The organism is Streptomyces coeruleorubidus (genome assembly GCF_028885415.1).
Taxonomy (GTDB): domain Bacteria; phylum Actinomycetota; class Actinomycetes; order Streptomycetales; family Streptomycetaceae; genus Streptomyces; species Streptomyces coeruleorubidus_A.
In genome coordinates this window covers 8,620,090-8,645,636 of sequence record NZ_CP118527.1, presented here as the reverse complement: position 1 = coordinate 8,645,636, position 25,547 = coordinate 8,620,090, and the positions used below count along the sequence as shown (strand labels likewise).

The window sequence follows — 25,547 nt, the reverse complement described above, 5'->3', positions numbered from 1 at the left end:
ACACCGACGCCGCCGCCACGAAGTCCGTACCCTTTCATCGCCTGTTTACAGGAGCATCCGGTCACGACCTGCAAGAGGGTGTCACAAGGCATTGTCCACCTAGCATTCAGCTCGTGCTTCTGCCTGCCAAGGCATCGAGCAGCGACACGGCCTCACCGCGACTCAACAGCTCATGAAACGCTCGTTGCGGACGGTCAGTAGGCAGGCTTTGCCGCTGCTCTCCGGGCCGCACTCGCACGCTCCCACGTGTTCGAGTGCGGCTTCGACGACGGTTCGAGATGCTCTCCATGCGGATCACGTTTTTCCCGCGGCGCCCGGCGTGGTGTCGAGGGCGACGCCGGCGTCCACGTACGGCGACGAAACCGTAGACCGGCTCGCAGCGACGACGGGGACGAGACCGAGGCCCTCGATCCCGTCCCCGCCCTCACCTGGGAACGGAAGGAGCGGCTCGAGCTTGTTCAACACCGCGTCCGCCGGGAGTGGAGCGCGTCGCCTCCCATCTCGTCTCCCTCGCCAACAGAGTCGCCGCGCTCCTTGGCCGACACCCGCTTCACCCATGCCGCGCGGGACAACAAGGACCGCGCGTACGCGTTGCGGTGATCGTGTTTGAACGAGGGTTGAGGCGGCGTTCGTGCGGCCGTCATTTCACGACTCTGTCCACGATGCGATCGATGCCCCTTTGGGGATCCCTCCACTTCATAGCCAGCCGATCGTGGTCCATTCCGTGCTCGGAGACGACGTCCCGCAGCTGTTCGAGAGTGAGCTCGCCCAAGCGTGAGCGAAGCCCCGCCTCGCCGGATTCAGCGAAGACCGCGAATGGTTCGATCACTCCCGGAGCCCGCCTGCTGCTGCGCCTCAGGCGTTCGGCCGGACGCGGTGCGGCATGCGGTTCGAGAGGGTGAGGGCCTTGCCCAGGGCCCGGGCGAAGCGTGGCGTACGTGCAGCTTCGGACGCCACCACGCCAAGAAGGCGCGCAGAGGGACACCGTGGCGTGCTGTCGTCGTCGGTGGTGTCCGGCCATTCCTGCTGCAGGCCGTCGACCCGGGTCTGTACGATGCCTACCGCACCGGCCGGGCCGCCGCGGACGGCAGCCTGCTCGGCGCCCGTCCCTCCGTGCTCGCCGGACACATCACAGCGGGTTAGCGCACCCACTACGCCGCCAACCGCGCGATCGCGCGCGACCAGCCGGAGGCGGTCGACGTCGTGGGTGGCGGCTCGGTATCGGTCGATGCCAACCGGTTCATGTTCACCCCCCTCATCCGGTTCCGGGCAGCGCAAAGGGTGTGGTCCTGGCCTCCTGCACCTGGGCGGACGACGCGCTGCGCTGGGGCTCCCTGGACGACGAGGCACGGTATCCGCATGCTCTGTGCGGCCTCCAGCAGGTCTACGGCCAGCGCATCGAGGTCTTCTACACCGGCGCGGGCCGCACGCAGAGCTAGCTGCGCGACCCCTACGCCTACGGAGAGGCGTCCGTCCTCCTACCCGGGCAGCACACGGAGTTGCGGCCCGCCATCCCCGTGCGCGAAGGGCCGTTGCACTTCGTCGGGGACCACACGTCCGTTAAGCCGGCGTGGATCGAGGGAGCCGTGGAGTCCGCCGTGCGCGCCGCCTTGGAAATCCACACCGCGTGAGCCGCGTGGTCCGCTGAGCCACGAGGCACACGCAGGCCCCGGCGCACCGGCGCCAGGGCCATCGGTTCTCGCAGGGCGACTTCATTGCCGTCCACTTCCGGCGTATCCGCCGTCGGTGTCAATGTCGGTCGTCCGACCGCGATTGCACGCCCCCAATCAGCGTCTGCACCCCAGCCGTCAACACAGGAGCTGCCACAGGATGACGAGCTGCTACTGCAGGACGACGAGCTGCTGCCGGAGCAGAAGGAGGAACCACCGCAGGAAGAATCGGACGGCGAGCCGTCACAGCCGTCACCCGCGGCGTACCAGGACGAACCGCTGGACGCGGTGCCAGCACCTCCTGTCGCTGATGCCGCACCCGTACCGCTGCTCGTCGGCCACGCCCCGTACCCCGGCCGCTCCCCCGGCCGTACCCGGACGTCGGCCAGCCGAGATCGTCCCAGGCACGCCGCCAAGCCCGACGCACGAGCCAGGCACACAGCACAGCCATCGCCAGCATGGCAACGGCCACCACGCCCAAAGCAGTCACGATCACTTCCCCGCCCCTCCACGGGTCAGGCGCACCGCTGTCCGGACCATGCCCCCGCCCTGGCGACTTCATTCTCTCCTTGAGCAACCCAAGAGGTTCTCTCACTAGAGCCAGATACACGCGGCTCGCACTCCATACCGCACGCCGCCGACTGTGGGTGATCACCCCTGACTCTGGGTTTCCGCTGCGTGCGGTGTGCACGCTGCAGAGCGGCCGGGGCCGGTCGCGTTTCCCGGCGCAGCCCGCGGCCTGGCGCGGCAAGCAGGACGGGGCGGCCCCGTCTCAGGCGAGTCATACATCACCGGCGCACCGACCGGCCTGTCCCTGGGCGGTCGGCGGCTTCCCCGTGGCAGGACGAGTCCTGGTATGGCCAAGCTCGTCGGCGTCGGCGGGATCGCCGCTGAGGGGGATTCGGCAAGCGCCGCGGTTTCTGAGAGGCCGGCGGAATGACGGGGCCCGCCTTGGGATGGGTGATCAGCCACCTCATCCGATCCCGCCGCCGGCAGCAGGGCTTCCTCCTGCCGCAGAGTGATTCGCCGACCTCACTGCCGAAACGGCCTCAGAATGCCCAGACGCTGCAGCTCGACAATGTGCTCTGCCGCCCGTCTGGGCGCTTCGCCGCCGCTCACCAGCACTCCCGCCTCGATATTGCGGTGGGCCGCGGACTCGGTCAGGTTGGCGCTGCCCAGGAACAGCGTGCGGCGGTCGGCCACCGCGAGTTTGGCATGCTGACGCGAGTGTGGGTGGTCGACCGGGTCTCGGGCCCAGTGCCACAGACTCAGGCCGGGAACGGACGCGAATGCCTCGGCAGGCTCCCGACCTTTGAGGAGCCCCCTCGCGCCGGCCAGCGTCTCGGCCACGACATGGATCTTCACGCCCCGTTCCGCAGCTGCCGTGAGAGCCCGTGTCAGGGCTGGATACGGGCGAGCCGCGTAGGTCATGGCCAGTAGCTCGTCGCGGGCCTCTTCGATCACGTCGATCAGCACCTGGGCGGTCGCCCGCACCGGTACGGCGGGCGTTGAGGGGCCGGTCCACACGGTGCGGACCAGCACCCTGTCCCGGGCGTGCAGCATCGCCGCGACATAGCCACGCACATAGGCGGCTGCCTCGGCGGGCGGGACCGAGTCCCTCTCCATCGCCTCGTACAGCTCCGCGACCGCTTCGTCGGCACGTGGAGTGGCCAGTTCGGTAAGCGCCCGCTCCTTGCTACCACGCCGTGCCAGCAGACCGGCGAGGTCCTTGCCCCGGGACAGGCCGAGGGCCGCGACGGCGGCCCCCGCAGCGGCCTCGAACTCGCGCCGACTCACGGCAGCAGACCGACCGGTATCAGTATCTGCTCCTTGTCCCCGGACAACGGAACGATGAAGCGGCGGTCGAGGAACCGATTGGCGCGCTCGCACGTGGTCTCGGAGACGAAGAGACAGACATGGCAGGCCGCTCCGTGCAGGTAGTCGCCCGGGTCGTGGGGCAGACGCTCGGAGCAGAGCGGATCGGCCGAGCAGTGCCCCGCGTCGGCCAGCGCCCGGCGCACGATCCGGCCGAACTCGCGCTCCTCCGCGAGGGAGACCAGGCCGCCGAGGGTGCCCTCGGAGTCGGGAACGGCGGTGTAGATCAGAATTCCCGTCCTCGGGTTCTGTTCGTCGCCGGCGTAGATCCGCTCGGCCAGGGAGGCCGAGCTGTAACCGCACTCCAGGGCGATGGTTCGGATCAGCAGATGCGAAAGGGTGTGCAGGGCGATGTAGCGAGCGCCGGGCCAGCCGTGGAAGGGGTCGAAGTCGCTGGTCTTCCGGTCCGACTTGCGGTTGGTACGGAACCGGCCGTAGGCCTCCTTGTGGGCCTCCATCTGCGGCGACTTCTCCATGCGCGCCACCCACTCCGCCATGAGGTCGTCCCGCACGCGCAGGAAGATGCCCTCTCCGCGGACCTCGCTGGCCGGCACCCAGTTCTGCGTGCCCCGGGACAGGTCCACGCGGGTCGCGATCTCCGGGGACTCGGGATCAGGGGCGTCGAGCCGGGTGAAGCCGATCAGAGCGCGTGCCTCACGCAGCCGCTCGACCTGGCGAATGTCCGAGAAGAGTTCGTCCATCGGGGCCGGAACGGAGACCGGCCTGAGGGCGAAGTCGTCACTGGGCGAGGAGACCGGACCGGAGAGGGCGTCCCATTCGGGGCGGAAGAGGTCGGCCTGGACGTCGGGGGCGGAAGGGGCCGGTCCGTCGGTTCCGTTCTTGCGGGCCGCGACCCCCGCGAAGACGGCGTCCGCGTCGAACTCCTTGAGGAATCCGAACTGGGGCAGACGCGCCATGAAGGCGAGCTCGCTCCGGTCCTCGACCTTCTCCAGTTCCGGCCAGTGGTCGTCGAGCAGTTTGTCGATGTCGCCTCCCTGCCCCTTGGGCAGCGCGAGTGCGCTGAGGGTGAGCGGGAACCACTGGTTGGAGGCACCCGCGACCATCAGGACCGAGTCCCGGTCGCAGCCGTTCGGCTCGTAGGTGCCCAGGTGCGGATGGCGACCGCGGCACCGGGGCAGGTGGCGGCGCCCGCGTTCGCCCATCGCCTCGCGGATGTTGCGCTTCGCACCGCATGCGACGCATTCGATGGTGACGTTGGCGGCCTGGTTGCCGCCGTGGTCCTTCATGCGCAGCTTGGGCCGCGGGATCTTGTCGCAGGCCTGCCCGTGGTGGACGTACGGGGTGTAGGGGAACTCGTCGAGATGGCCGGCGGTGCAGACGAGGGTGAAGCGGGCGGCCACGGCGAGCGGCTTGCCCCGCTTGCAGTCGTGGACGAACTTGGCCTCGTGCGGTGCACGCGGGTTGGCGTTGATGAAGGCGAACTCGTCGGAGTCGATGGCGGCGAGGACGTTGCAGGCGGTGCAGCGCAGCCATTGGGGAAACGGTGCCACGGGCACTCCGACCCCCTGCGCGGCCCAGCCCTTCGGGTCCGTGTCGCCGCCCTCCAGCCAGGGGGCCGCCCGCAACTGCTCGATCTGCCCGCGACCGTAGCGCTGCAGGGAGCGGTTGACGGCGGCGCGCAGCCGCGGTTCGTCGATGTCGTAGTCGGTGATGCCGGTGTAGCTCCAGGCATCGAGTCCCCTGACGAGGACGGAAAAGTTCGGCAGGTCGACGAGGGAGCCGACACCGGCGGTGAACATGAGGTGGCTGGGGCGGACGGCCCCGACCCTGCGGTTGCTCCTGGTGTTCATCGCTGTGCCCTCCTGGGCGTGTCCGCAGTGGTGGGCCCGTACTCGTCGCTGTCCACAGTGGCCGCCAGGTCGCGCTCGGTCTCGGTGTCCACCGTCCCGAAGTTCCAGTCCGGACCACCACCCGACGGGTCTTCGAGGAAGGCCCCACCGCCAGGCAGCAGAAGGTTGATCTCGTTCTCCGTCTCGCGCATCGACATGCCGACGGTCAGCTCCGTCCACCGGGATCCGTCGGCCCGCCGGAGCAGCCCGTTCACGACGGTGGTCTTGTGCTTCTCCTTGCGGTAGCCGAGGGCCGAGCTGTTCTCGTCCCGTTTGCGGCGCCACTCGTCCTTCAGCCGGTCCAGTCGCTCGCTCAGGTACTGCCGGGGCAGCTCGCCCCCCACCCGTTCGGCGCGTTCCAGCAGCCGACGCTCGACATCCCTGGCCAGGGGGCCGTCGAGATCCACGTGGTGGGCGTCGAGGTTGCGGGAAGTGTCGTAGGCCCCCTGACGCAGCGCCGCCACAAAGGTGGCCGCGACGCCCCGGTCGAGGGCGCGGCGGGTGAACGGCGTGACGGAGAGGGCCTCGACCTGGCGATAGAACGTGGCGTGGTAGTGCTCGAAGTCCTCGTAGTGAGCGAGGTCCCGGGGGCGTGACCAGTTGTAAAGGGTCACGACGAGACCGGGACGTGCGGCGTCACGGCCGACACGCGAGGACGCCTGGATGTACTCGGCGGTGTTCTTGGGCTGGCCGACGACCAGCATCAGACCGAACCGGGAGACGTCGACACCCACTTGCAGCATGGAGGTGGCGAGGACGACGTCCACCGCCTGCCGGGCGATCGGTGTCATGGCGGCGCGGGGTTCCCGTTTCTCCTTCACGGCGACGGCGTACTCCCGCAGGAAGGCACGTCGCCGCTCCGAGGTGTCCCGTTCGGGGTCGAACTCGATCTCCAGGCGCTTGAGGGCGGCGCCGACGTCGGAGGAGGAGATGCGTGAGGTCAGTTCCTGGATGCCGAGCATGCCGGTCCGGCTCACGATGCGGTCGGACAGCGTGTCCTGTCCCCTTCTGCTGCCGTTGGAACGCACCCGGGTCGTGATGTCGTCGTCCATGTACCGCCGCATACCGGCGAGTTCACGAGTGGCGTTGAAGTAGCCCACCAGGGTCATGTACGGGTCCGCCGGCTTGCCGTAGTCGTCGAAGAGTTGCTGCCCGGCCAGCAGCAGGATCTCGGCGACCCGGATCTCGGCGGCCTTGAGACGGGTGCCGTGCGCACACACGCCCAGGTAGCGTCGGCCGGGGTTGGTGCGGCTCAGCTCGACCTGCCGGGAGAAGAACGTGTCCCCCACGTCGAGGACCTGCGGCGGGAAGACGGCGACCTTGCGCCCGAAGACGCCCAGCACCTGGTCGGCGGCCCGCTTGGTGGTCGCCGTCGACGCGACGATCTTGGGTCCCGTCTCATGACGTTGCCCCTGAGCGTCCGTGACGCCCCAGGTGCACAGCTGGTCGACGGCGGATTCGAAGAGGCCGACGGTGGTGCCGAGGGCACCGGAGATCAGATGCAGCTCGTCCTGGATGATCAGGTCCGGGGGCCGCAGGCGTGTCACCGGCTGAGCGGTGACACCAGGCAGATCGCCCCTGGCGTTGTGCCGGCTCCCGCAGCCGGTCTTGGCGTCGAGATCGTCGTGACGGTAGCCATGGCGCGGGCACAGCTCCGTGACCCTGCCGAACAGCAGGCCGGCGTACCCGTTCCAGGGCAGCTGGGCGAACTTGTCCACGGTGGCGATCAGCAGGGACGGGGCGAGCCGGTAGATCTCCTCGTCGACCGTCAGCACCGGGATGCCCTCACCGGGCGATTCGCGCCGGGAGAAGGGGCAGCGGTCCTCGCCCTCTCCCCTCGGGCAGTACAGCAGGACGCGGCGCCGCGCTTCGTCGTACTCCATGTGCGAGCGGGCCGTCAGTCCGCTTCCGCACCACGGGCAGGTGAGGACCTGGAGGACACGGGCGTGCTTGTCGCTCGCGTTCTCCCGAGCCTCGGCGATCTGTTCCTTGGCCTCGTCGAACCAGTTGGGCGAGACGGAGGTTCCCACCCACAGCCCGATGCGGAACGGGGTGGCCCCCCAGCGGACGTCCCGGGCGAACTCCTCGCGGCGCAGCACTTCGCAGGCGCTGACCAGGGCGGCGGCGCGCTGGAACTGCTGGGCGGTCAGCAGGCGCAGGGTGTAGCGCATGAGGACGCCGACGCCCGCCTCACCACTGCGTGCTTCGGTGCCCGAGCCGAGCGTTCCCTGCAGGCGTCGCAGCGCGAAGGTGTACGCGGCGAGGCCGAGGTAGGCCTCGGTCTTGCCACCACCCGTCGGGAAGAACAGCAGGTCGACGAGTGCTTCGCGGCCGGTGCCGCGGTGGGGGTGTCCGGGGCGGCTCAGGGAGTCGAGGTTCAGCAGGACGAAGGCGAGCTGGAAGGGGCGCCAACTGGCGGCCTCCTTGCCCTTGGCTTGGACCTCGTCGTACGCCTCCTGATAGGAAGCGCGGTCGTCCTCGCGTCCGGCGCGGGCAGCGGCGACCGCGGTGTTGCGACGCTGGAGCGCCATGGCTCGATTGGCGAACCGAAAGGCTTCCAGGGCGGTGTCGTCGGCCACGAGTCTGTCGATGCCGAGGGTTATGCGGTCGCAGATGTCCAGTGCCTGGTCGATGGCGACCTCTGCTGATGCGCGCAGGTCGTCGGGGAGCGAGCCGGCCTTGGTGCGCTGCTGTTCGAGCCAGGTGCCGTAGCCGTCGGCGAGCGGGGCCAGGGCGGTGCTGAGTTCGGTCCGGAGGGCGGGCACCGCGAGAGCCGCGAGTTCGTCCATGCCGAGTTCGAGTCCGCGGAGCAGCTCCTGGTCCTCGAGGGTAGGTGCGGTGGTGGCCCGGACGTCGTACTCCGGGAGCCACGTGGTCGTGAGGCGGTGCGCGTTGCGTTCGCCGTCTCGCACGTGGGCGTGCACAGCGACGTTGCGGCCCTTGGCGTGACTGAGGCTGTCCCGGTAGAGAAGCCGGAGCCTGCGCTCCTCGGCGTCTTCGGGGCCGTTACCCCGGTTCGCGGGTTCGAGCGGGTCGTCGACCGGAAGGAAGACCGCGGCCTGGTCGTCGGGGAAGGCGGTGACGTCGATTTCGGTCTGGAAGAGCCAGTGGGCGTCGCGTGCCTCACGGCTGTCCTGCTGCCGGTTCACCAAGGCCAGTTCGACGATCCGCAGATCCTCGGTTCCGGCTCGGCCGGTGTGCCGGCGCACCTGCACGTCGAGGACGACCGCTCCTCCTTCGAGCTCGACGATCCTGTCCGACGCGCCCGTCACGTCGATGTCCACCGGGTGCTCGACGGGCTCGCGCGACCAGACCCTGCGGGTGGTGCCCCGGTCCGTGGCTTCCCCCGACTGCGTATAGCGACCCCACCGGACGGTGGCGCTGAGCGTGCCGACGGAGGCGGGAACCGTGAAGGACAATCCCATGGACGATGCCCAGATGTGGCCGGCGGCCTGGGGGGTCAACCGGTCCTGAAGCTCGGTGTCGTCACCCTCCTGCTCGTCGCCTGACTCTCCGTCCGCGCTCTGGGCGGCCACGAGCGCGATCCCGTCCGCGGTGACGGCCTGGGGCCGCGGACCGAGCATGCCCACCAGGTACCGGTCGCGCGGCCCGGAGGAGGCGCTCGGCAAGGTCTCGTTCTCTCCGTCCCACGGTCCCAGCAGATCGCGGCGGATGTAGGTCACCAGTCCGTCCCGCACCTCGTAGGAGTCTCCGGCGAGGAACGTCTGGGGCACTTCGTCGAGCGGGTGCGGGACAGCGGCCTGGGCAGGCTGGGCCGGCATGCGGTGGGTCCTTCCGGACGGATCCGATGGAGCACGAGCGAGGTCGAACGTGCGGCAGCCCCTGAAGAATAGATCGTTGACTCAGTTCACACAACGAGTCTGCGATGTTCCGTCGCTCCATCCGGGCTGAGTCTCTACGCTGGTCCCGACCGCCGCCCACCGCCACCCGAGGACGCCCATGCCCCGACTCGCTCTCTCCGACGACTTCGTCGCGGACCTCATCTCGCTGCAGAGGCCGGTCCAGAAGGAAGTCAACGACGCGATCCAGATGTTCCGGAGCATGACCGTCCCCCAGCTCCACGCGAGCAAGGGCATGCATCTGGAGAAGCTCGAGCGGGCACGCGATCCCCGGATCCGCACCATTCGCATCACCAAGTTCTACCGGGGTGTGCTCCTGGCCCCCGACGACGGAAGCGATCTGTTCACCCTCCTGCGGGTCGCGCCGCACGACGACGCGATCAACTGGGCCTGCAAGCGCGCCTATTCCGTCAACGGCGCCACCGGCGGCCTGGAAGTGCGCAACGTCGAGGCACTCGAGCAGATGGAGACCTACTTCGAGACGAAGGCGGACACCACGCCCGCCCGCCTCTTCGAAGGGCACTCCGACACCGTTCTGCGCGATCTCGGCATCGATGACCAGGTAATGCGGCTGGCCCGGGTCTGCGTCACGGTCGACGATCTGACGGTCATGGCACCGCCCATGATGCCCGCCGACCAGTACGAGGTACTGGAGTTCCTGTCGGCCGGCTACTCCCCCGAGGACGTCTGGGAGCAGCTGATCGCTCCGCGAGGGCAGACCGTGCGCACGGCGGAGGACCGGCCGACGGTCACTCTCACCGAGGCGATCCTCAACACGCCCAACCGCATCGTGGAGGTGACGGGTCCCGGCGAGCTGGAGCGCATCCTCACCGAGGACTTCACCCGTTGGCGGATCTTCCTCCACCCCGCCCAGCGCCGCTACGCCTACCACCCCGGTTTCAACGGTCCCGCCCAGGTCACCGGCGGTCCGGGCACCGGCAAGACGGTGGTCGCCCTGCACCGCGTACGGCATCTGCTGCTCACGGGCCGCGAGGGTGAGCGAATCCTGCTGACCACTTTCACCAACGCCATGGCCGCCGCCCTGCGGGACAGCCTCGCGCTTCTGCTCGGCGACGCCGACGCCCACCTGCTGGAGCGCGTCGACGTCACGACGGTGGACGCGCTCGCCGCCAGGGTCGTCCGGGAGGCGAGGGGCAGTTCGCTGAAGCCCCTCTCGACCGCCGCCGAGAAGAGCGCCTGGACCCGTGCCATCGCACGCGAGGATCTGCCCTGGACGGAGCAGTTCCTGTCCCAGGAGTTCCGCAACGTCGTCCTGGCACAGGGGCTGCGCACGCCCGAGGAGTACCTGCGCTGCGTACGGCGGGGACGCGGCACCCAGGTCGGGCGGGTGCAACGGGCCCGGCTGTGGCGGGTGATGGAGCGGTTCACTGCGGACTTGGCCTCGCGCGACTCGGCGACGTACACACAGCTGTGCGACCAGGCGGCGCGCATCCTCGCCGAGGGATCGCCGCGCTACCGCCATGTCGTCGTGGACGAGGCGCAGGACCTGCATCCGGCCCAGTGGCGCGTGCTGCGCGCCTGCGCCGCCGCTCAGGCCGACGACATGTTCCTGGTCGGCGACCCGCATCAACGCATCTACGACTCCCGTGTCTCACTCCGCTCGTTGGACATCAACGTCCGGGGGCGCACCTCCCGGCTCCGCCTCAACTACCGCAGCACGGAGGAGATCCTGCGCTGGTCCGCGTCCCTTCTCGACGGTCAGCCGGTGGGCAGGCTCGGCGAGGACGACGATGACGGCGGCCGGGACTCCCTCCGCGGTTACCGGTCCCAGCTGCACGGCCGCATACCGGCAGCGCGCGGATACGGCAGTCAGGACGAGGAACTGCGGGCGTTGGTCGAGCAGGTCCGCACCTGGATCGAACAGGACGGGGTCAAGCCGTCCGAGGTGGCGGTGTGTGCCCGGTTCAACACGCTGGTCGACGCGGTCATCGCGCGCCTGCGACGGGAGCGCATCCCGGCGGTGGCGGTCAAGGACAGCCCCGGGCCCGACGTGTCCGGGGTGCGCGTGGCCACCATGCACGCGATGAAGGGGCTGGAGTTCCGGTGCGTGGCCGTTGTGGGCGTGACGTCCAGCGTCCTGCCATTCGCCCCACAGGTGACGCCGGCCGATGTCGATCCCGTCCAGCATCAGTCGGATCTGCTGGCCGAGCACTGCCTGCTGTTCGTGGCGTGTACGCGGGCCCGCGACGCGCTGGCCGTCTCGTGGAGCGGTGATCGGAGCCGCATGCTGGACCCCGTCGCAGGCTGAGGCAGACCGGGCATCGGCGCCTCGGACCCTGCTTCGGGTCCGAGGCGCCGAGCCGTCGTTGCGGAGATGCTCCCCTTGTCTCCGGTCCCTGCCGACGTCAGGCCCGGATCGCCCGGACGACGACCGTATGGGTCTTGCCCTGGGAAGCGTCGTACGAGATCTTCCGACCTGTCGGCTGCCACATCAACGTGTGCCCCAACGGCGACGAGGGGGAAATGATCTCCGCTTCTTCGGTGGGGAGTTCGGCGATGGTGTACAAGGTCGCGTCGTCGACCTGCCCGTCGAACTCGAGGACGAGCAGTGCGCCGGGGTACACCACCTTGGGCGTTCCCTCCTCCTGGCCGACCCGCACGGCATCGGCGAAGGTCCTCAGGAAGCCGAGTCGCTTCGTGCGGCGCTCTCGCTGGTCGGCCTTCGTCTTCCTGAGGAAGACCAGGTTCGCCGCGTCCAAGTCCACGGGAGTCTCGTCGGGAGCGTCGATGGCGGCCTGCAAGTCCTGCATCTCGCGCACCAGCCGACGGAACGCGGCGGCGGGAATCTCCTGGACGGGAAGGGAGTTCTGTGCGACGGGGCGCTCCGGGCGGGGCGCGAGTTCCGGGGCCGCCTCTCCCGCAGAGGCCGGCTCGGTCACGCGCGGGTCCTTGGACTCGGCGACGGAGGTCGCCGGTCCATCCGGCACCGCCTCGGGCGCTGAGCTCGGGATGTGCGGGTGCTCACCTCCCCGCGGCTCCCGCGCCCCGTCGTCCCCGTTGCGACCATCGGTCGACAACACGCGGGAATGAGTATCTTCCGCAGGGGAGTCGGGGCCCTGCGGCTCTTCAGGGAGCGGTTTGATCCCCAGCCGTTCCAGCTCCGCCCAGAGCGGGGCGAGAGCCTGCTCACGGTCGAGGTGAAAGCGACTGCCACGGACCCGGACGAAGGTCCAGTCGACGCGTTCCAGATCCCGCTGGCGGGCGGCGGCGGTGAACGCGTCCTCTCCGTCGGCGAAGGCGTCGCCGTCGCAGGCGACCGCGAGTCTGCGGGTGCCGCCCTCGACAACCAGGTCGATGGTGTGGCGGCCGACCCGATAGCCGGGCCGCACGCGGTAGCCGCGGGCCGTCAGTTCCAGATACACCTTCTGGTGGAACAGGCTGTCGAAGGCCTCGTGGCGTACATCGGGCCGCACTTCGCCCTCGACAACGGCGGTCTCCTCCTCCGTGGGCCGGGTGAGGTGATCGAGCCACCGGCGGCGCAGGTCGTTCTCGTGGAACTGCTCCGGGCGGGCGCTGTGGAACACCCACACCTGGTCCTGGGCGCGCGAGGCGGCCACGTTGAGCCGCTGCTCGTACGTCTTGCCGTTGAAGCCGCCGGGCACGGTCCCGGCCGCGGTGGTGGCCGAGTTGACGCAGGAGATGAACACGATGTGCCGCTCGTCGCCCTGGAAGTCCTCGGCGTCGCCGACCCGGATGCGGCGGTCCTCACGCTGCTCGTAGTCGAGGCGTTCGGCGAGCAGGTTCTCCAGTTCCGTCACGTGGCCCTTGGCACCGCGGAGGCTGATGACGCCCATGGTCCTGCCCTCGTACGCGGGGTCGGCGCAGCAGCGCACGATCGCGTCGACGAGTGCCTCGGCCTCGGTGGTGTTGACCAGCCGGTCATTGCCGCCGACGGCCTCGCCGTCCTTGACGTGCACGGTGCGGACCGGGAGCAACCGGTCGGCGCCGTACTGCCGCAGCGGTTGGAGCTGACGGTTGTAGCAGAGTCCGTTGGAGAAGGAGATGATCTCCGGCATGCACCGGAAGTGCTCCTTGAGCATGAGCGTGCCGCGGCCCGCTGAGAGCGCTTCCGCGAGATCGAAGAAACTGGAATCAGGACCGAAGAGACTGCGGACGTCCGGCTCGAGCGCGGTGAGCAGCCGGTCCCGCAGGTGGAAGTACTCGTCCTGCTTGAGACCGACGTTGGAGGGGCTGACCTGCTTGCTGTCGCCGACGACCACCATCCGGTCGGCGAGCCAGCTCAGCAGCATGGCCTCCAGTCCGGACTGGCTGGCCTCGTCGACGATGACGACGTCGAACATGCCGGGCCGGTCCATGGGCACGGTCTCCGCTACCTGGTGCAGCGGCATGATCCAGGCCGGCACGGCTGTCTGCGCCTTGCGTAGTGCGGCCTGTGCGTCGCGCCGGTAGCGGTGCTGGTACTTGCCCTTGATACGGCGGGCGGCCTGCTGGTATGCGCTGAGGGCGCGGGACTGGTCGCCGGTGAGCAGCCCGAGGCAGCGGTGCCATGCGCGGGCGGCGGCGAGCCGGGCGAGCATGATGCGTGCCTCGTCGTCGGCCTCCGTCAGGCGTCGGCGCAGCGCGCGCTCGGCCTCCGGGTCGGTCAGCCGCTCCATCCGGTCGCGCCACGCCGACCAGGCCCAGGCCTCGGTGAGCAACGGCAGTCGGGCGTCCCACGAGGTGTCCTCCGGGGAACCGGTGATGCGCTCGGCGAGCGAGGGGAACGCCTCTTGCACCCGGGTGAGCGCGGCGTGCTGCTCGGCCCGTAGCCGGGCGGCCTCACGCACCTCGGCGATCTCGTCGCTGAACTCCCGGTAGCCCTGCGCGTTCTGGGCGCGCACGGCGTCGAGCGCGCGGGCGACGACGGGTGACACACCAAGCCGGTCGCTCCAGGACCGCAGCAGTTCCTCAGTGTCCGCGATCACCTTGCGCGACTGCTCGGCGGCACGCAACGTGGTCGCCGCGCGCAACAGGGCGCGTACGGCGTTCTCGACCGATGAGTCGTGCCAGGTCGCGACGGCGAGTTCGGGCGCGGTGGCGGCAGCGGTGAGCACATCGGTGCGGGCGGCAACGACGGCGAGCAGAGCCTCGAGTACGCCGGCGTCCTGCCGCAGGCGGGCCAGTCGCGGCCCGTGCCCCTGCCACGCGCCGGCGGGAGTCCCCCACTCGGCCTCCACCTGGGCCAGGCGCAGCTCGAGCTGGACGCGGGCGAGGACAACCGCCGCGGTGGCGGCGTCTTCGGGAGTCCGCCCGTCGACCCGTACGGCCTGCACGAACCCACCGACTGTCTTGGCCAGCTTCGAGCGGGTGCCGAGCGGTCCACGCAGCTTCTGCCCCTGGGCGAGCCCGTCGTGCAGGGTGGTGACCTGGCCGAGCGCGGTGGCCGGGTCGTATTGCTCCAGACCACTGATCATCGCGGTGCCCAGGGTGGCGAGCGAGGCGTCGAGCGCCGCAAGGGCGTCGGTGACGGCGGCGTGCCGGCTGCGTGTCTGCCAGTCCTGTCCCGCGGTCACCTCCCTCAGGAGCGCCCCGGCCCACTCTCCGGCGGCGGCCGCGAGCGACGCGGCGCGGGCTCGGGCGGCGGAGAACGCGTCGAGAGCCGTCGTCAGCCGCACCTGTTCGGCTTCGTTCAGGCCCCGCACGGCCGTGTCGTACTGCTGGCTCAGCGGGTCCTGGCGTACCGCCTCGTGTGCCTCATGGGCGGAGCTCACCACGTGCACGGCTTCCTCGAAGTCACCAGGGCCGGGCAGCTCGGAGGGACCGGGCACCTCCGCCGCCAGGGCGCGGTGGTGCGGAGTGAAGGCCCGCGTGGTGCGCAGAAGAGTCAGCGCGTCGTCGGCGGTCAGGGAGGGCTGCTCTTGAGGCACCTGGCCAAGCCAGTCGTACGCCTTCGCCTCGGAAGTGAGACGCTCGGCGATCTCCTGGAGGCTACCGGTGTAGTCACCGATCTCCGCCTCGAAGCGATGGGTCTCCTGCTCGCGCAGTACGGCGAGGTCGCGCAGCATGGCCTGCTGGGCCGACCGGGCAGCGGCGAGCCGAGCCTGGAGGGTGCGGATGTCCTTCTGCGACGCCTTGGGGTCGTAACCGGCGTACTCACTGAGGATCTTCTGTACGGACGCCTCGAGCTCCCGCTGGGCTGCCGCACCGTCCTCGGTGCGGCTCACGCACAGGTCACGGATGGTCTCGGGCAGCTTGTCCCGCAGGACGCGCAGGGCCCGTGGGGTGTGGCTGGTGATGAGAACCCGCTTGCCCTGGGCGAGCAGGTCCGTGACCAGGTTCGCGATGGTGTGTGTCTTGCCGGTGCCGGGCGGGCCCTGCACCACCACGAGCCGGTTGGCGCGCAGGCGTTCGGCGATGGTGCGCTGCTCCTCGTTGGCGGGCAGCGCGAAGTACATCTCGCCGGTGCCGGCCGACGTACCGTCGTCCTCGGCCGCCGCGAGGTCGGCGGCGGTCAGGGCCCCGTCGCGGCCGGCGATGTAACCGAGCAGTTCGGTGGGAGGTGTGCCGGCGTCGATCTGGCGGGCGATGGTCTTGAGGGCGTCCATCGTCGAACGGCGGTTGCGTTCCCGCAGGACCAGCGCGGGTGTGAGTCCCACCTGGGGCACGTCGAGGGTCCGCGGCCGGGCGCGTTCCACGGTCGGCGAGTAACTCCCGGCGCTGTGCGCCGCGTTGACCCAGCTTCGCAGGGCGGTGTGCACGGCGTCGAGGTATACGGGGTCGGTCACGTCGGACGCCCCGTCCAGCACCTCGACGATCTGCTCCCGCACAGGGCCCGGGACGTGCTGGGCCCCTTCCAGCATGCCCTCTTCCAGTTCCAGGCCCACACCGGTCGGGTCGGGGGCGGCGGTGAGGGTGCCGGTGGCCGGGTCGAGCTGGATCGTGGCCCGATGGGTGACCAGGTGACGTTCCACGCGCTGGCCGCCGGTCGTCTGCCAGGTGAGCCGGCCGAGTCCGAGCACGAGTTCGTAGGCCTCACCGAGGTTGGCGGCGTCCTCGTGCATCTTGTGCAGCCGGTCGTACAGCTTGACGACGGGGTCAATGGCGCGACGCTGCTCCGCCCAGGCGTGCCACTCCTGTTCCCAAGCGGCGTAGAGCTTCTCGATCTTCTCCCGCTTGGGATGGTCGTCGAGCTCGTGGTACGTCTTCTCAAGAGGAATTCCCCGGGACCAGTCGGGGAATTGGGGCTCGATCCGCCGACGCAGGTGCGGGGCGCGGGTCTGCTTGAAGTCCCGGATACGGGTCTCGTCGATCCACGGCGCGAGCAGGGGCTTGGGGTGCGGGGCGTCCTCGCGTTCGGGGCGGGCGAGGGTCAGCCAGGCCGGCTCGTCGGTGCCGAGGGCCCCGTCGAGCATCACCGCGACCTCGGGGGCGTCCGGCAGTTCCTCGAACCACACGGTCCCGGCGGCGCCGTCGAGCGTGCGAACGGGTCGTGCCTTGGACTCCTCCGCCTCGGCGAGGAACCGGAAGATCTGGCGAACGCGGGTCGAGTCGAGCTCGTCGGGGGAAAGCTCCTGGGACCGGCCGGGCGCGGTGGCCGTCCGCGGTCCCGTCGGCCGCGCCGCGGCGGGCGTGCTCGCGCGGTCCGAGCCCGTGGGCTGGGCCGGTACTGCTCCGAGTACGGCCCGGCCGGGAACCTGGTCTTCGCTCACGGCGACGAGGCCGTCACGGTCGTCCGCCGATTCCGGCTCCGTGGCGGTGAACAAGGACGGCTGCTGCTCACCGAAAAGCGCCGCCTGGTCCGGGAGCGACCCCGACGCCACGCGCGCAACCTTCATGCGAGGCTCGGCCGCCGAAGGGCTCACCGTGGTAAAGGTGATGCTCTCGCGGTCGTGCGAGCTCGGGAACCTGACTTCGACGTCCAGCTCCGCGGCGGTACCGGCGGGAATGCTGTAGGCCCAGGTGGCGGACGCTCGGCGGCCCTTGCGCAGAGTGCCTGTCAGTTCCTCGTCGAGTACTTCGGTCTTGTAGTCCAGTACCTGGCGCCCCGTCTTGCCGTACGGCCCGCTGCGTACCAGCAAGGCGATACCGTCGACATCGATGGGCTGGACGGTGCCGTTGCTCAGGTACAGAGTGCACCGGACCAGGTCGTCACCCTGCCGATACCCGTACGAGTCCTCCGCGTCGACCAGTTCGTACGGCACTACGTCGTCGACGCGGACGTGCAAGCCGTCGTCGTACTGATAGACGGAACCGACCGGCTGCACACCGTCACTGAGGCCACTCTCATTCTGGCTCACGCCCCACCCCACCTGCTGTTCAGGGCCACACGGGTGGCCACTTGGCGTCATCCCGCCCCGGTCAACCCGAGCACACACGACGCACCCCCCGGCGCACCAACTCGAGTGTGAACTGAGCACACGCACCGAGAGTATCAGCAGCAGTCCAGGGTCCATCGCACAACGAAACTTTCTGACCATGAACCCGCCAACAGTGCACAGGAGCAAGAGTTATCGTCTATTGACTGAGTTCACGCTGTAGATTCATGATGACCTGAGCATCACACGTACGAGCTCCCAACTGGCCGTCATAGAAAGGCCACACGCCATGCACATGGAAGTGCTCCACGTCAGTCCCGAGCTGGCAACAGAGTGGCTCACCCGCAACACCAACAACCGGCCCCTCAGCAAAGGCGCGGTGCAGCAGCTGGCCGGCCAGATCCAGCGTGGTGAATGGCAGTTGACGCACCAGGGCATCGCATTCGATGAGGACGGCGTACTGATCGACGGTCAGCACCGCCTCGCCGCCATCGCCAAGGCGGGCATCACGGTGCCCTTGACCGTCACCTACGGCGTCCCGCGTACCTCCTTCACGGTGATGGACACCGGACGCAAGCGCACCGGCCGGGACGCGCTCGCACTCGCCGGCGAGGCCAATGCCACGCATCTGGCGGCAGCTCTGCGCGGCCTCCATCTCTACCTGCACGCACCCGACTCGACGTGGAGCGGCGGATCGTCCGTGACCAGCAACGATCAGCTCCTGATCATGCTTGAGAAGCACCCTGGCATCCGTGACGCCCTCCAACACGGAATCGCACTCAACCGTGCGTGCCGTATCACTGTCACAGCGGCGACCATCGGCTGGTACGTCACCACGGAGGCACGACCCGACATCGATCAGTCCTCCTGGAAGGAGGGAGTCGTCACCGGCGCGCGACTGGAGCCGGGCGACCCCCGACTCACCCTGCGCAACACGATGCTCAGCCTCGCCACGGGCAAGAGCCACCGACGCCGCGACGACTCACGCGAGCACCTGCTCTACTACCTCAAGGCGTGGAACGCGTGGGTGGAGGGCCGCAGCATCAAGCTGCTGCGCCGCTCCCCCAACGAGACGATGCCGCGCATCTCCACCCGTTCGTCCCTGGCATCGGCGGACAACAACGCCTGAAGAGACATAGGTTCAACGGACGCCTGCCCCTCTGGCCCGCAAGACATCGGACATGAACGGGCTTGGCCTGTGCACCCGGCAGGGATGCCGTAGGGAAAGGAAGCGCATGCGCGCCCAGGAGATCACCTTCCTCAAACTCGTCCAAGGGGACAAGCAGTTCCAGGTTCCGCTCTACCAGCGCACGTACAGCTGGGGCAGGGAGCAGCTCCAGCGGCTGTGGGAGGACATCGGGGAACTCGTCGACCAGCATCAGGCCGGTGAGTCGGCGCCGCCTCACTTCCTCGGGTCGGTGGTACTGGCACCCGGCCAGATCCAAGCAGGCGGAGTACAGCGATGGCTGGTGGTGGACGGACAACAGCGACTGACCACGTTGATGCTGGCCTTCGCGGCGCTGCGCGACCATCTGAAGGAGACGGGTGACGCGCGCGGTGTGGACCGGGTGCACCGCCAGATACTCGTCAACGAGTTCCACGAGGGGCCGGATCACTACCGGTTGCTGCCCACGCAGGCGGACCGGGAGGCGTACACCGCATGTGTCCAGTCCCGAGCCGACGCCGGCGGCGGCGACAACGTGGGGGCTGCCTACCGGTTCTTCCGCGGTGCGCTGGCCGAGGGCCACGAGGCGGGCGACGAGCGGTGGACCGCCACTGTCGAGACGGTTCTGAAGGACCTGCTCTCCATCGTGGAGATCACCGCCGAGCCCGGCGACAACGTCTACCGGATCTTCGAGTCGATCAACAACACGGGTGTCGGGCTCAGCCAGAGCGACCTGTTGCGCAACTACGTGTTCATGCTGCTGCCCAAGCGAGGCGAGCGGATCTACCAGGAACTGTGGTTGCCCATGCAGCAGAGCCTCGGTCCGAAGAACCTCGAACTGCTGGTCTGGCTCGACCTGGTCGTGCGCGGCCATTACAAGACCAAACAGAGCGAGATCTACCGCGAGCAGCAGAAACGTCTCCAGCCGCTGGCCGGTGACGAGGACGCTTTGCAGTGCGAGATCGAGCAGCTGGCCGAGCGGGCCGGCAGGTTCCTGCGCATCATCGACCCTGCCCGTGAGCAATCACCCGCCCTGCGCGCGGTGCTGGAGCGCCTGGCGTCCTGGGGCGGCCAGACCCACTTCCCGCTCGCGCTGCACCTGCTGGACCTTCTCGCCGCCGGCAGGACGACGCCCGACGACGCGGCGCAGGCGCTTGGTTACGTCGAGTCCTATCTGGTACGGCGCCTGATCTGCCAGACGCCGACCACCGGCCTCAACCGGATCTTCATGGAGGCACCGAAGGAGCTGGAGACCGACCGGCCCGCCGCCGAGGCGGTCCGGCGGTTCCTGTCCGGCCGACGCCGTCGCTGGCCGAGCGATGAGGAGCTGCGCGAGGCGATCCGCACCAAGCCGTTCTACTGGAGCGGCCGTCCTCCGCAGCGCAGCTACATCCTGCGCCGCCTGGAGGAGAGCTACCGGGCCTCCGAGCCCGTCGACTTCGCCAAGGCGTCCCTCAGTGTGGAGCACGTCCTGCCACAGCGCCCGGCTCCCACATGGTTCGACCTGCTCGCCGAGGAGACAGAGCCGAACCAGACTCCGCAGGAGCTGCACGACCGGCTGGTGCACACACTCGGCAATCTCACGCTGACCGGTGACAACGCCAAGCTCTCCAATCATCCCTTCGAGCGCAAGCAGCAGATCCTCGACTCGAGCGCCCTGCGCATGAATCTCGAGATCGCCTCGGCGCAGCGCTGGGGCAAGGCTGAGATCCTTCAGCGAGCCGACCGTCTGGCCGAGCGCGCGGTGGAGCTGTGGCCCGGCCCGATCGGCGGGGTCAAGCCGGCCGGCGAGGAGTCGCCGGGATGGGCCGAGCTGCGGGCCGCGCTGGTCGCGATGCCGAGCGGCACGTGGACGACGTACGGCGATGTCGCCGAGCTGATCGGCAGCCACCCGGTGGCCGTGGGTACCTACCTCGGTGCCAACCCCACGGTGATCGGCGCCTACCGGGTGCTCACCGCTGACGGTAAAATCTCGCCTTCCTTCCGCTGGGCGGACGGCGACGACCGGCCTCCGCCGCAGGACCTGCTGACGAGCGAAGGGGTGCGCTTCGACTCATGGGGCCGGGCACACCGTTCCCAGCGTCTGTCCGCCGCTGAGCTGGCGACCTTGCTGGGCAAGGACGTGAACCAGCCCACGGTGCTCGACCCGCTCCCTGACGGGGAGGACGCCGCGGCGGCCGAGCGATTCCGCACGCAGTTGCAGGAGAACTGCCCGACCGCCTACGCAGGCGTCATGGCGGCGCTCGACTTCTGGCGCCGCCAGGGCGGCCATGTCACCTACGGCCGACACGAGGAGACCAGCTGCTTCCCGATGCTCGACGCCGGGACGAGCCATCGGCCCCACCTGCTCTGGCCGGTCGGGATCTACCCCGTGAGCGGAACCGTCGAGGTCGTCTTCCAATACCTCAAGTCACGCAGCCCCTTCGACGACACGGAGCAGCGCCGGGAGCTGCTGAACCGCCTGAACAAGATCGCCGGCATCGACCTGCCCGAGGCGAAGCTGGAGTTGCGTCCGTCCTTCCCGGTGACCGTCTTCGCAGAACACGGTGACGAGATCTGCGAGGTGCTGGACTGGTTCGTGGGGGTGGCGGCGCTGGATCTGGCGCGGCGGGACTGAATGCGGTCGGGAATGCCAAAAAAGGGGGACATCACTCGTGCGGCTTGGAAAGTGCCGGCCTGCGACTCACCTGGGCCCCCGGCTTCTCGGGAATTTGATCGGCCTCGTGGGCGGAATGCGCTGCACGCCGGTGCTCTCACGGAAGACCCAACCCCCATCATCTAGTTGACGATGAGCAGGGCTGCTGTGCCACGCTGACCCGCAGGCGACACCACGGTGCCGCCTGACCGCCGCCACTCGCCCAAGCCCGAACGTCGGTGAGCAGTGGGAGGACGGGAAACGCGGGCCGGCCTGCGTGATGACGACCCTGAAGCGCAGTCAGTAGACGCCCGGCGCCCTCGTCCGTCCATCCCCCAGCAAGGAGTCTCAGGACGTGGTGTCCATGCGCTGAGTTCACAACAACCTTGCGCAAATAGCGGCCTCTGACTGCATGTTGGCAGCATGACGGCATAGGCTCTCGAAGGGACACGAAGTCCAGGGGAGGGGACCGCACATGCGTAAGGGCACTGTGGAGTACGAACAGGCGTTGGGCGCCATGGTCGAGATCCTGCGAGCGCGGGCGCGCCAGGGGGCCGAGTTTCTGCAGTACGGCCAACTGAGCGCCGAACTGTCCCGCCGCGCCCCATATCAACGCCCTAGTGACGACACAGAGCTGTGGATCAACGAGCTCAAGGATCTGGCGAAGCATTACGCCCACCGTTGACGCCTTCTGACGTACGCGCACTCGAAGCCGGACTCCAACCCACACGCCCGAGGTTCTGCCTGTGCCGAACCTGCTGGGTTCCGGCGGTCGACACGGCGGTCATGACGTCGCCGAGTCCGCCAATGTCCGGCCGGAAGCGGACGGTTACCGCCGAGGCGCAACCAACCGCTCGGTGCCTTGCGGCACCAGCTGCTCACCTTGGACCAACTGTGCGCGTCTGGAGGGTCTGGTCCGCCCGACGAACCGAGGACTGCCGGCGCTCTGGCCATCTGTCACACGCCGGCCTGCTCGGGCCACCTTCACCCCTCAGTGCAAGGAAGTATTCGTGAGCGACAACGGCTCCGGCGGAAGAGTCCAGCCGGCTCGTCCCGGCGACCCCTCCCGCATAGGCCCCTACCGCATCATCGGCCGTCTCGGCGCGGGCGGTATGGGCACCGTCCACGCCGGAGTCGCCTCCGACGGTATGCGCGTGGCGGTCAAGGTGATTCATCCCGAACAGGCCCAGGAACCGGAGTTCAGGGCCCGTTTCCGGCGCGAGGTGGAACTGTCCTCCCGCGTCACCGGACCGCACCTGGTCCCGCTGCTCGCCGCCGATCCGGACGCGCAGACCCCGTGGCTGGCCACCGCCTACGTTCCCGGACCGACACTGAACCAGCACGTGCTCGCACACGGGCCGCTCACGGAAGGAAGCCTGTACGCCTTCGCGGCGGCCACGGCACAGGCGCTGGCCGCCATTCACACCGTGGGAGTGGTTCACCGCGACGTGAAGCCGCAGAACGTCCTGCTCACGCCCGCCGGCCCCCGTGTGCTGGACTTCGGCATCGCGCACGCCGCCGACGGCACCAGCGTCACCCGGACCGGGGTCATGACCGGCACCGCCGGCTGGATCAGCCCCGAGCAGTACCGTCAGGGCACCGCGGGTCCGGCGGGTGACATGTTCGCGTGGGGAGCGCTCGTGGCCTACGCGGCTACGGGCCGACTGCCGTTCGGGGCCGGTGCACCCGATGTGGTGGCCTTCCGCGTGATGTCGGGCGAGGCCGACCTGGACGGTGTCCCCGCACCACTGCGCCGGACCGTGGAGCAGGCGCTGGCCCAGGAACCGGGTGACCGCCCGTCAGCCGCCGAAGTAGCCCAGGAGTGCGCGGTGCTGCTGGCCTCTCAGGTCACTCAGGTGGCGCGTGCCGATGCGGTACCGGCGACTGCCGTGGACATCACGGCCGTCTGGGAGGTGCCGGCCGCGGAGGACGCCGCCTGGCAACTGCCCTCGGACCGGAGTCGTTCCCGGAAGCGACTGGCAGGTGCCGTCGTCCTCGCGGCAGGCGTCATCGGCGGCCTGGCCGGAGGAGTGGCGGCGCTGCTGCCCGGCGATACCGGGGGCGGCCGTCATACACCCTCGTCCGCGGCCTCGGCATCACCGCTGGCCTCGGCCGGGCCCGGGCAGTCTTCGGCAAGCACCGCAAAGGAGGACGAGTCGGCGAAGCAGCAGGCCGGGCGCGGCAGTTCGGCGAGTGCGGCGAGCTGGAACCAGACGCGAGCGGCACAGGGGGCGGGCGAGCACGACGTGGCGCGCGCGGTCCTGCACGACCAGGGTGTGGAGGCGCAGTACCTCAGCGACGGCGTCGACTTCTCTCCGGGGACCGTGCGGTTCCACGAGTCGCGCCGAGAGGTGTACCTCTCGTACCGGCTGACCTCCGACGAGCAGGGGACGATGTACGCGGAGACGGAGATCGCCAGGTCGATGTGTCTGACCCTGCGGGACGTCGTTCTCCGCCTGCACCCGGACCTGCCGTACCGCACGTACGTCATGGTGAAGGAGGAGCAGGGCCGGAACCCCCAGGTGACGTGGCAGGACGACTTCGTCGCCAACACCGACTGCCAGTCGGCCGCCGACAACGGCACCGGGCAGGACACGGACGGTTCGCAGGACTGGCAGCCGGACGAGGACGGCCTGGGGCAGGCGATGATCCCCAGTACAGACAGCGCGGAGATCCGGGTCGCGGACGGCACCGCCAGAAAGATCATCGCGGGAACCAACGGGATGCGTCAGACGCTCGGTACCGACCGTGTGCTCGGCAATGCGCAGATCAAGGTGGGCTTCGACCCCGGCAACTCGGTGATGTACGTCTGGTCGGACTACCTGCAGTGGAATGAGAAGCAGGTCGAGTCCTGGGCGGGTCTGGCGGCCGGCGAGGCATGCCGGGCTCTGGTGAGCGAACGGGAGAGCGCGGGAAGCGCATGGCCGTATTCTCGCTACGCCGTGGCGGAGATCGGTGCGTCTGGCTACCTGATGATCCGTTGGGGTACGGCCACCACGCAGGCCGACTGCCCGGCCTGAGTGACGGATCCGGACCGTGACCGAGGTTGACCCTCGACCTTGTCGAGGGCTCAGAGTTCCGGGTGTGGAGAACGACATGCGCAGCATTGGGGAGATGGCCCGGGACGGCGGACTGAGCGTGAGCGCGCTCCGGTTCTACGACCGTTCCGGTGTGCTGGTCCCCGCCTGGGTGGACCCGGTCAGCGGCTACCGCTGGTACGAGCCCGAGCAGCTTGAAGAGGCCCGGTTGCTGGCCCGGCTGCGCCGGGCCGGCATGCCCCTGGCGGACATCCGGCTCGTCCTTGCCGCCTGGGCCGGCGCGGACACGGACCTGGTGCGCGGGCTTCTTCAGGCGCACCTGCGCCGCCTGGAGCTGGGGCTGTCCGATGCCCGCAGCGAGTTCTCCACACTCCGATCTCTACTCGACCACAGGGAGAATCCCATGACCTCGCTCAGCACCGCCACCTCCCGGCTGTCCGTCCCCGCGCCGGAGCTGGCCGCCGCACTGGACGCGGTCCGCTTCGCGGCCGGTACCGACGCGGAGCTGCCGATGCTCGGCGGGGTCCTGTTCGACATTGAGGGCGAAGAACTCCACCTCGTGGCCACCGACCGCTACCGGATGGCTGTCGCGCAAGCACGCACGACCGGGCACGGCGGGCCTCGGACGCAGGTTGTCGTGCCTCTGCCGCTGGCAGACGCGATGCGGGCGCTGCTGACGGGTGGGGAACCCGTCCAGCTGACGGTCGACGGTGACCGCGTGACGCTGGAGACCGGGGATCGCCAGACGGCCGGCCAGAGTCTCGGCCACGAGTTCCCCGACTACCGTCGCCTCGTCCACCTCCCGGCCGGCCGCCGGGCCCACGTCGATAGGGCGACGTTCCGGGCGGCGCTGGAGACCGGTCCTGTCCGTGCGAGCGAAACGCCCAAACAGGACGGTGAGCCCTGCTACCTCAGTGTGCTCAGGATGGCGGAGAACGGGACCGTGATCGTGTGCGACGACGGTGACGACGACCAGAACAACGTCGCTGTCAACCGCGAGTTCCTGCTGCACGCGCTCGCCGCCGGGGCCAGGGACGAGCTGATCCTGGAGCTGGGCGCTCCCACGGCACCGCTCGCGATCCGCCGACCCGACGACGAGGTAGCCTTCTCGATACTGATGCCGGTCCGCTTGGAGAACTAGCCGCCGTAAGCGTCGGATTGGTCCTCGTCCGCAGCCG

Annotated in this window: 10 protein-coding genes and 1 pseudogene; 7 read left to right on the top strand and 4 right to left on the bottom strand. The window is 69.3% G+C overall.

The window, feature by feature from the left end:
- Window positions 1-1,026 precede the first annotated feature (1,026 nt).
- Window positions 1,027-1,631 (top strand): annotated as a pseudogene (locus tag PV963_RS39715) (FAD-dependent oxidoreductase); the annotation flags it as partial.
- Window positions 1,632-2,702: 1,071 nt separating this feature from the next.
- Here the strand turns inward: PV963_RS39715 and drmC are convergent.
- The 3 genes from drmC to drmA are packed head-to-tail and all read right to left on the bottom strand — an operon-like array spanning window position 2,703 to window position 9,177.
- Entirely contained in the window at window positions 2,703-3,467 is a 765-nt protein-coding gene (gene drmC / locus PV963_RS39710) for a DISARM system phospholipase D-like protein DrmC (protein ID WP_274821281.1), read from the bottom strand.
- Complete coding sequence (gene drmB, locus PV963_RS39705) at window positions 3,464-5,356, bottom strand: DUF1998 domain-containing protein (protein WP_274821280.1); 1,893 nt, start codon at window positions 5,354-5,356, stop codon at window positions 3,464-3,466. The genes drmC and drmB overlap by 4 nt, the downstream gene beginning before the upstream one ends.
- The gene (gene drmA, locus PV963_RS39700; RefSeq protein ID WP_274821279.1) at window positions 5,353-9,177 is read right to left on the bottom strand and encodes a DISARM system helicase DrmA; all 3,825 of its coding nucleotides are present in this window, start codon (window positions 9,175-9,177) and stop codon (window positions 5,353-5,355) included. The genes drmB and drmA overlap by 4 nt, the downstream gene beginning before the upstream one ends.
- 178 nt (window positions 9,178-9,355) lie before the next feature.
- Between drmA and PV963_RS39695 the strand changes: the two genes are divergently transcribed.
- A complete protein-coding gene (locus tag PV963_RS39695) occupies window positions 9,356-11,524 on the top strand; it encodes a UvrD-helicase domain-containing protein (RefSeq protein WP_274821278.1) in 2,169 nt (722 codons plus the stop codon).
- A 97-nt stretch (window positions 11,525-11,621) separates the two neighbouring features.
- On the opposite strand, the gene PV963_RS39690 is transcribed toward PV963_RS39695, so the two are convergent.
- Window positions 11,622-17,513 (bottom strand): AAA domain-containing protein, encoded by a 5,892-nt coding sequence (locus tag PV963_RS39690; protein WP_274821277.1) that lies wholly within the window; start codon window positions 17,511-17,513, stop codon window positions 11,622-11,624.
- Window positions 17,514-17,826: 313 nt separating this feature from the next.
- Between PV963_RS39690 and PV963_RS39685 the strand changes: the two genes are divergently transcribed.
- The 5 genes from PV963_RS39685 to PV963_RS39665 all read left to right on the top strand — a co-directional run bounded on the left by PV963_RS39685 (window position 17,827) and on the right by PV963_RS39665 (window position 25,510).
- On the top strand, window positions 17,827-18,660 hold the full coding sequence (locus PV963_RS39685) for a hypothetical protein (RefSeq protein WP_274821276.1): 834 nt from the start codon (window positions 17,827-17,829) through the stop codon (window positions 18,658-18,660).
- Between the two features lie 106 nt (window positions 18,661-18,766).
- Window positions 18,767-21,313, top strand: a complete 2,547-nt coding sequence (locus tag PV963_RS39680) for a GmrSD restriction endonuclease domain-containing protein (RefSeq protein WP_274821275.1) — start codon at window positions 18,767-18,769, stop codon at window positions 21,311-21,313.
- A 493-nt stretch (window positions 21,314-21,806) separates the two neighbouring features.
- Window positions 21,807-22,016 carry a hypothetical protein gene (locus PV963_RS39675; RefSeq protein ID WP_274821274.1) on the top strand — a complete coding sequence of 70 codons (210 nt, stop codon included), beginning with the start codon at window positions 21,807-21,809 and terminating at the stop codon, window positions 22,014-22,016.
- Window positions 22,017-22,341: 325 nt separating this feature from the next.
- The gene (locus PV963_RS39670; protein ID WP_274821273.1) at window positions 22,342-24,351 is read left to right on the top strand and encodes a serine/threonine protein kinase; all 2,010 of its coding nucleotides are present in this window, start codon (window positions 22,342-22,344) and stop codon (window positions 24,349-24,351) included.
- A gap of 76 nt (window positions 24,352-24,427) precedes the next feature.
- The gene (locus tag PV963_RS39665; protein ID WP_274821272.1) at window positions 24,428-25,510 is read left to right on the top strand and encodes a MerR family transcriptional regulator; all 1,083 of its coding nucleotides are present in this window, start codon (window positions 24,428-24,430) and stop codon (window positions 25,508-25,510) included.
- Window positions 25,511-25,547: the final 37 nt, after the last annotated feature.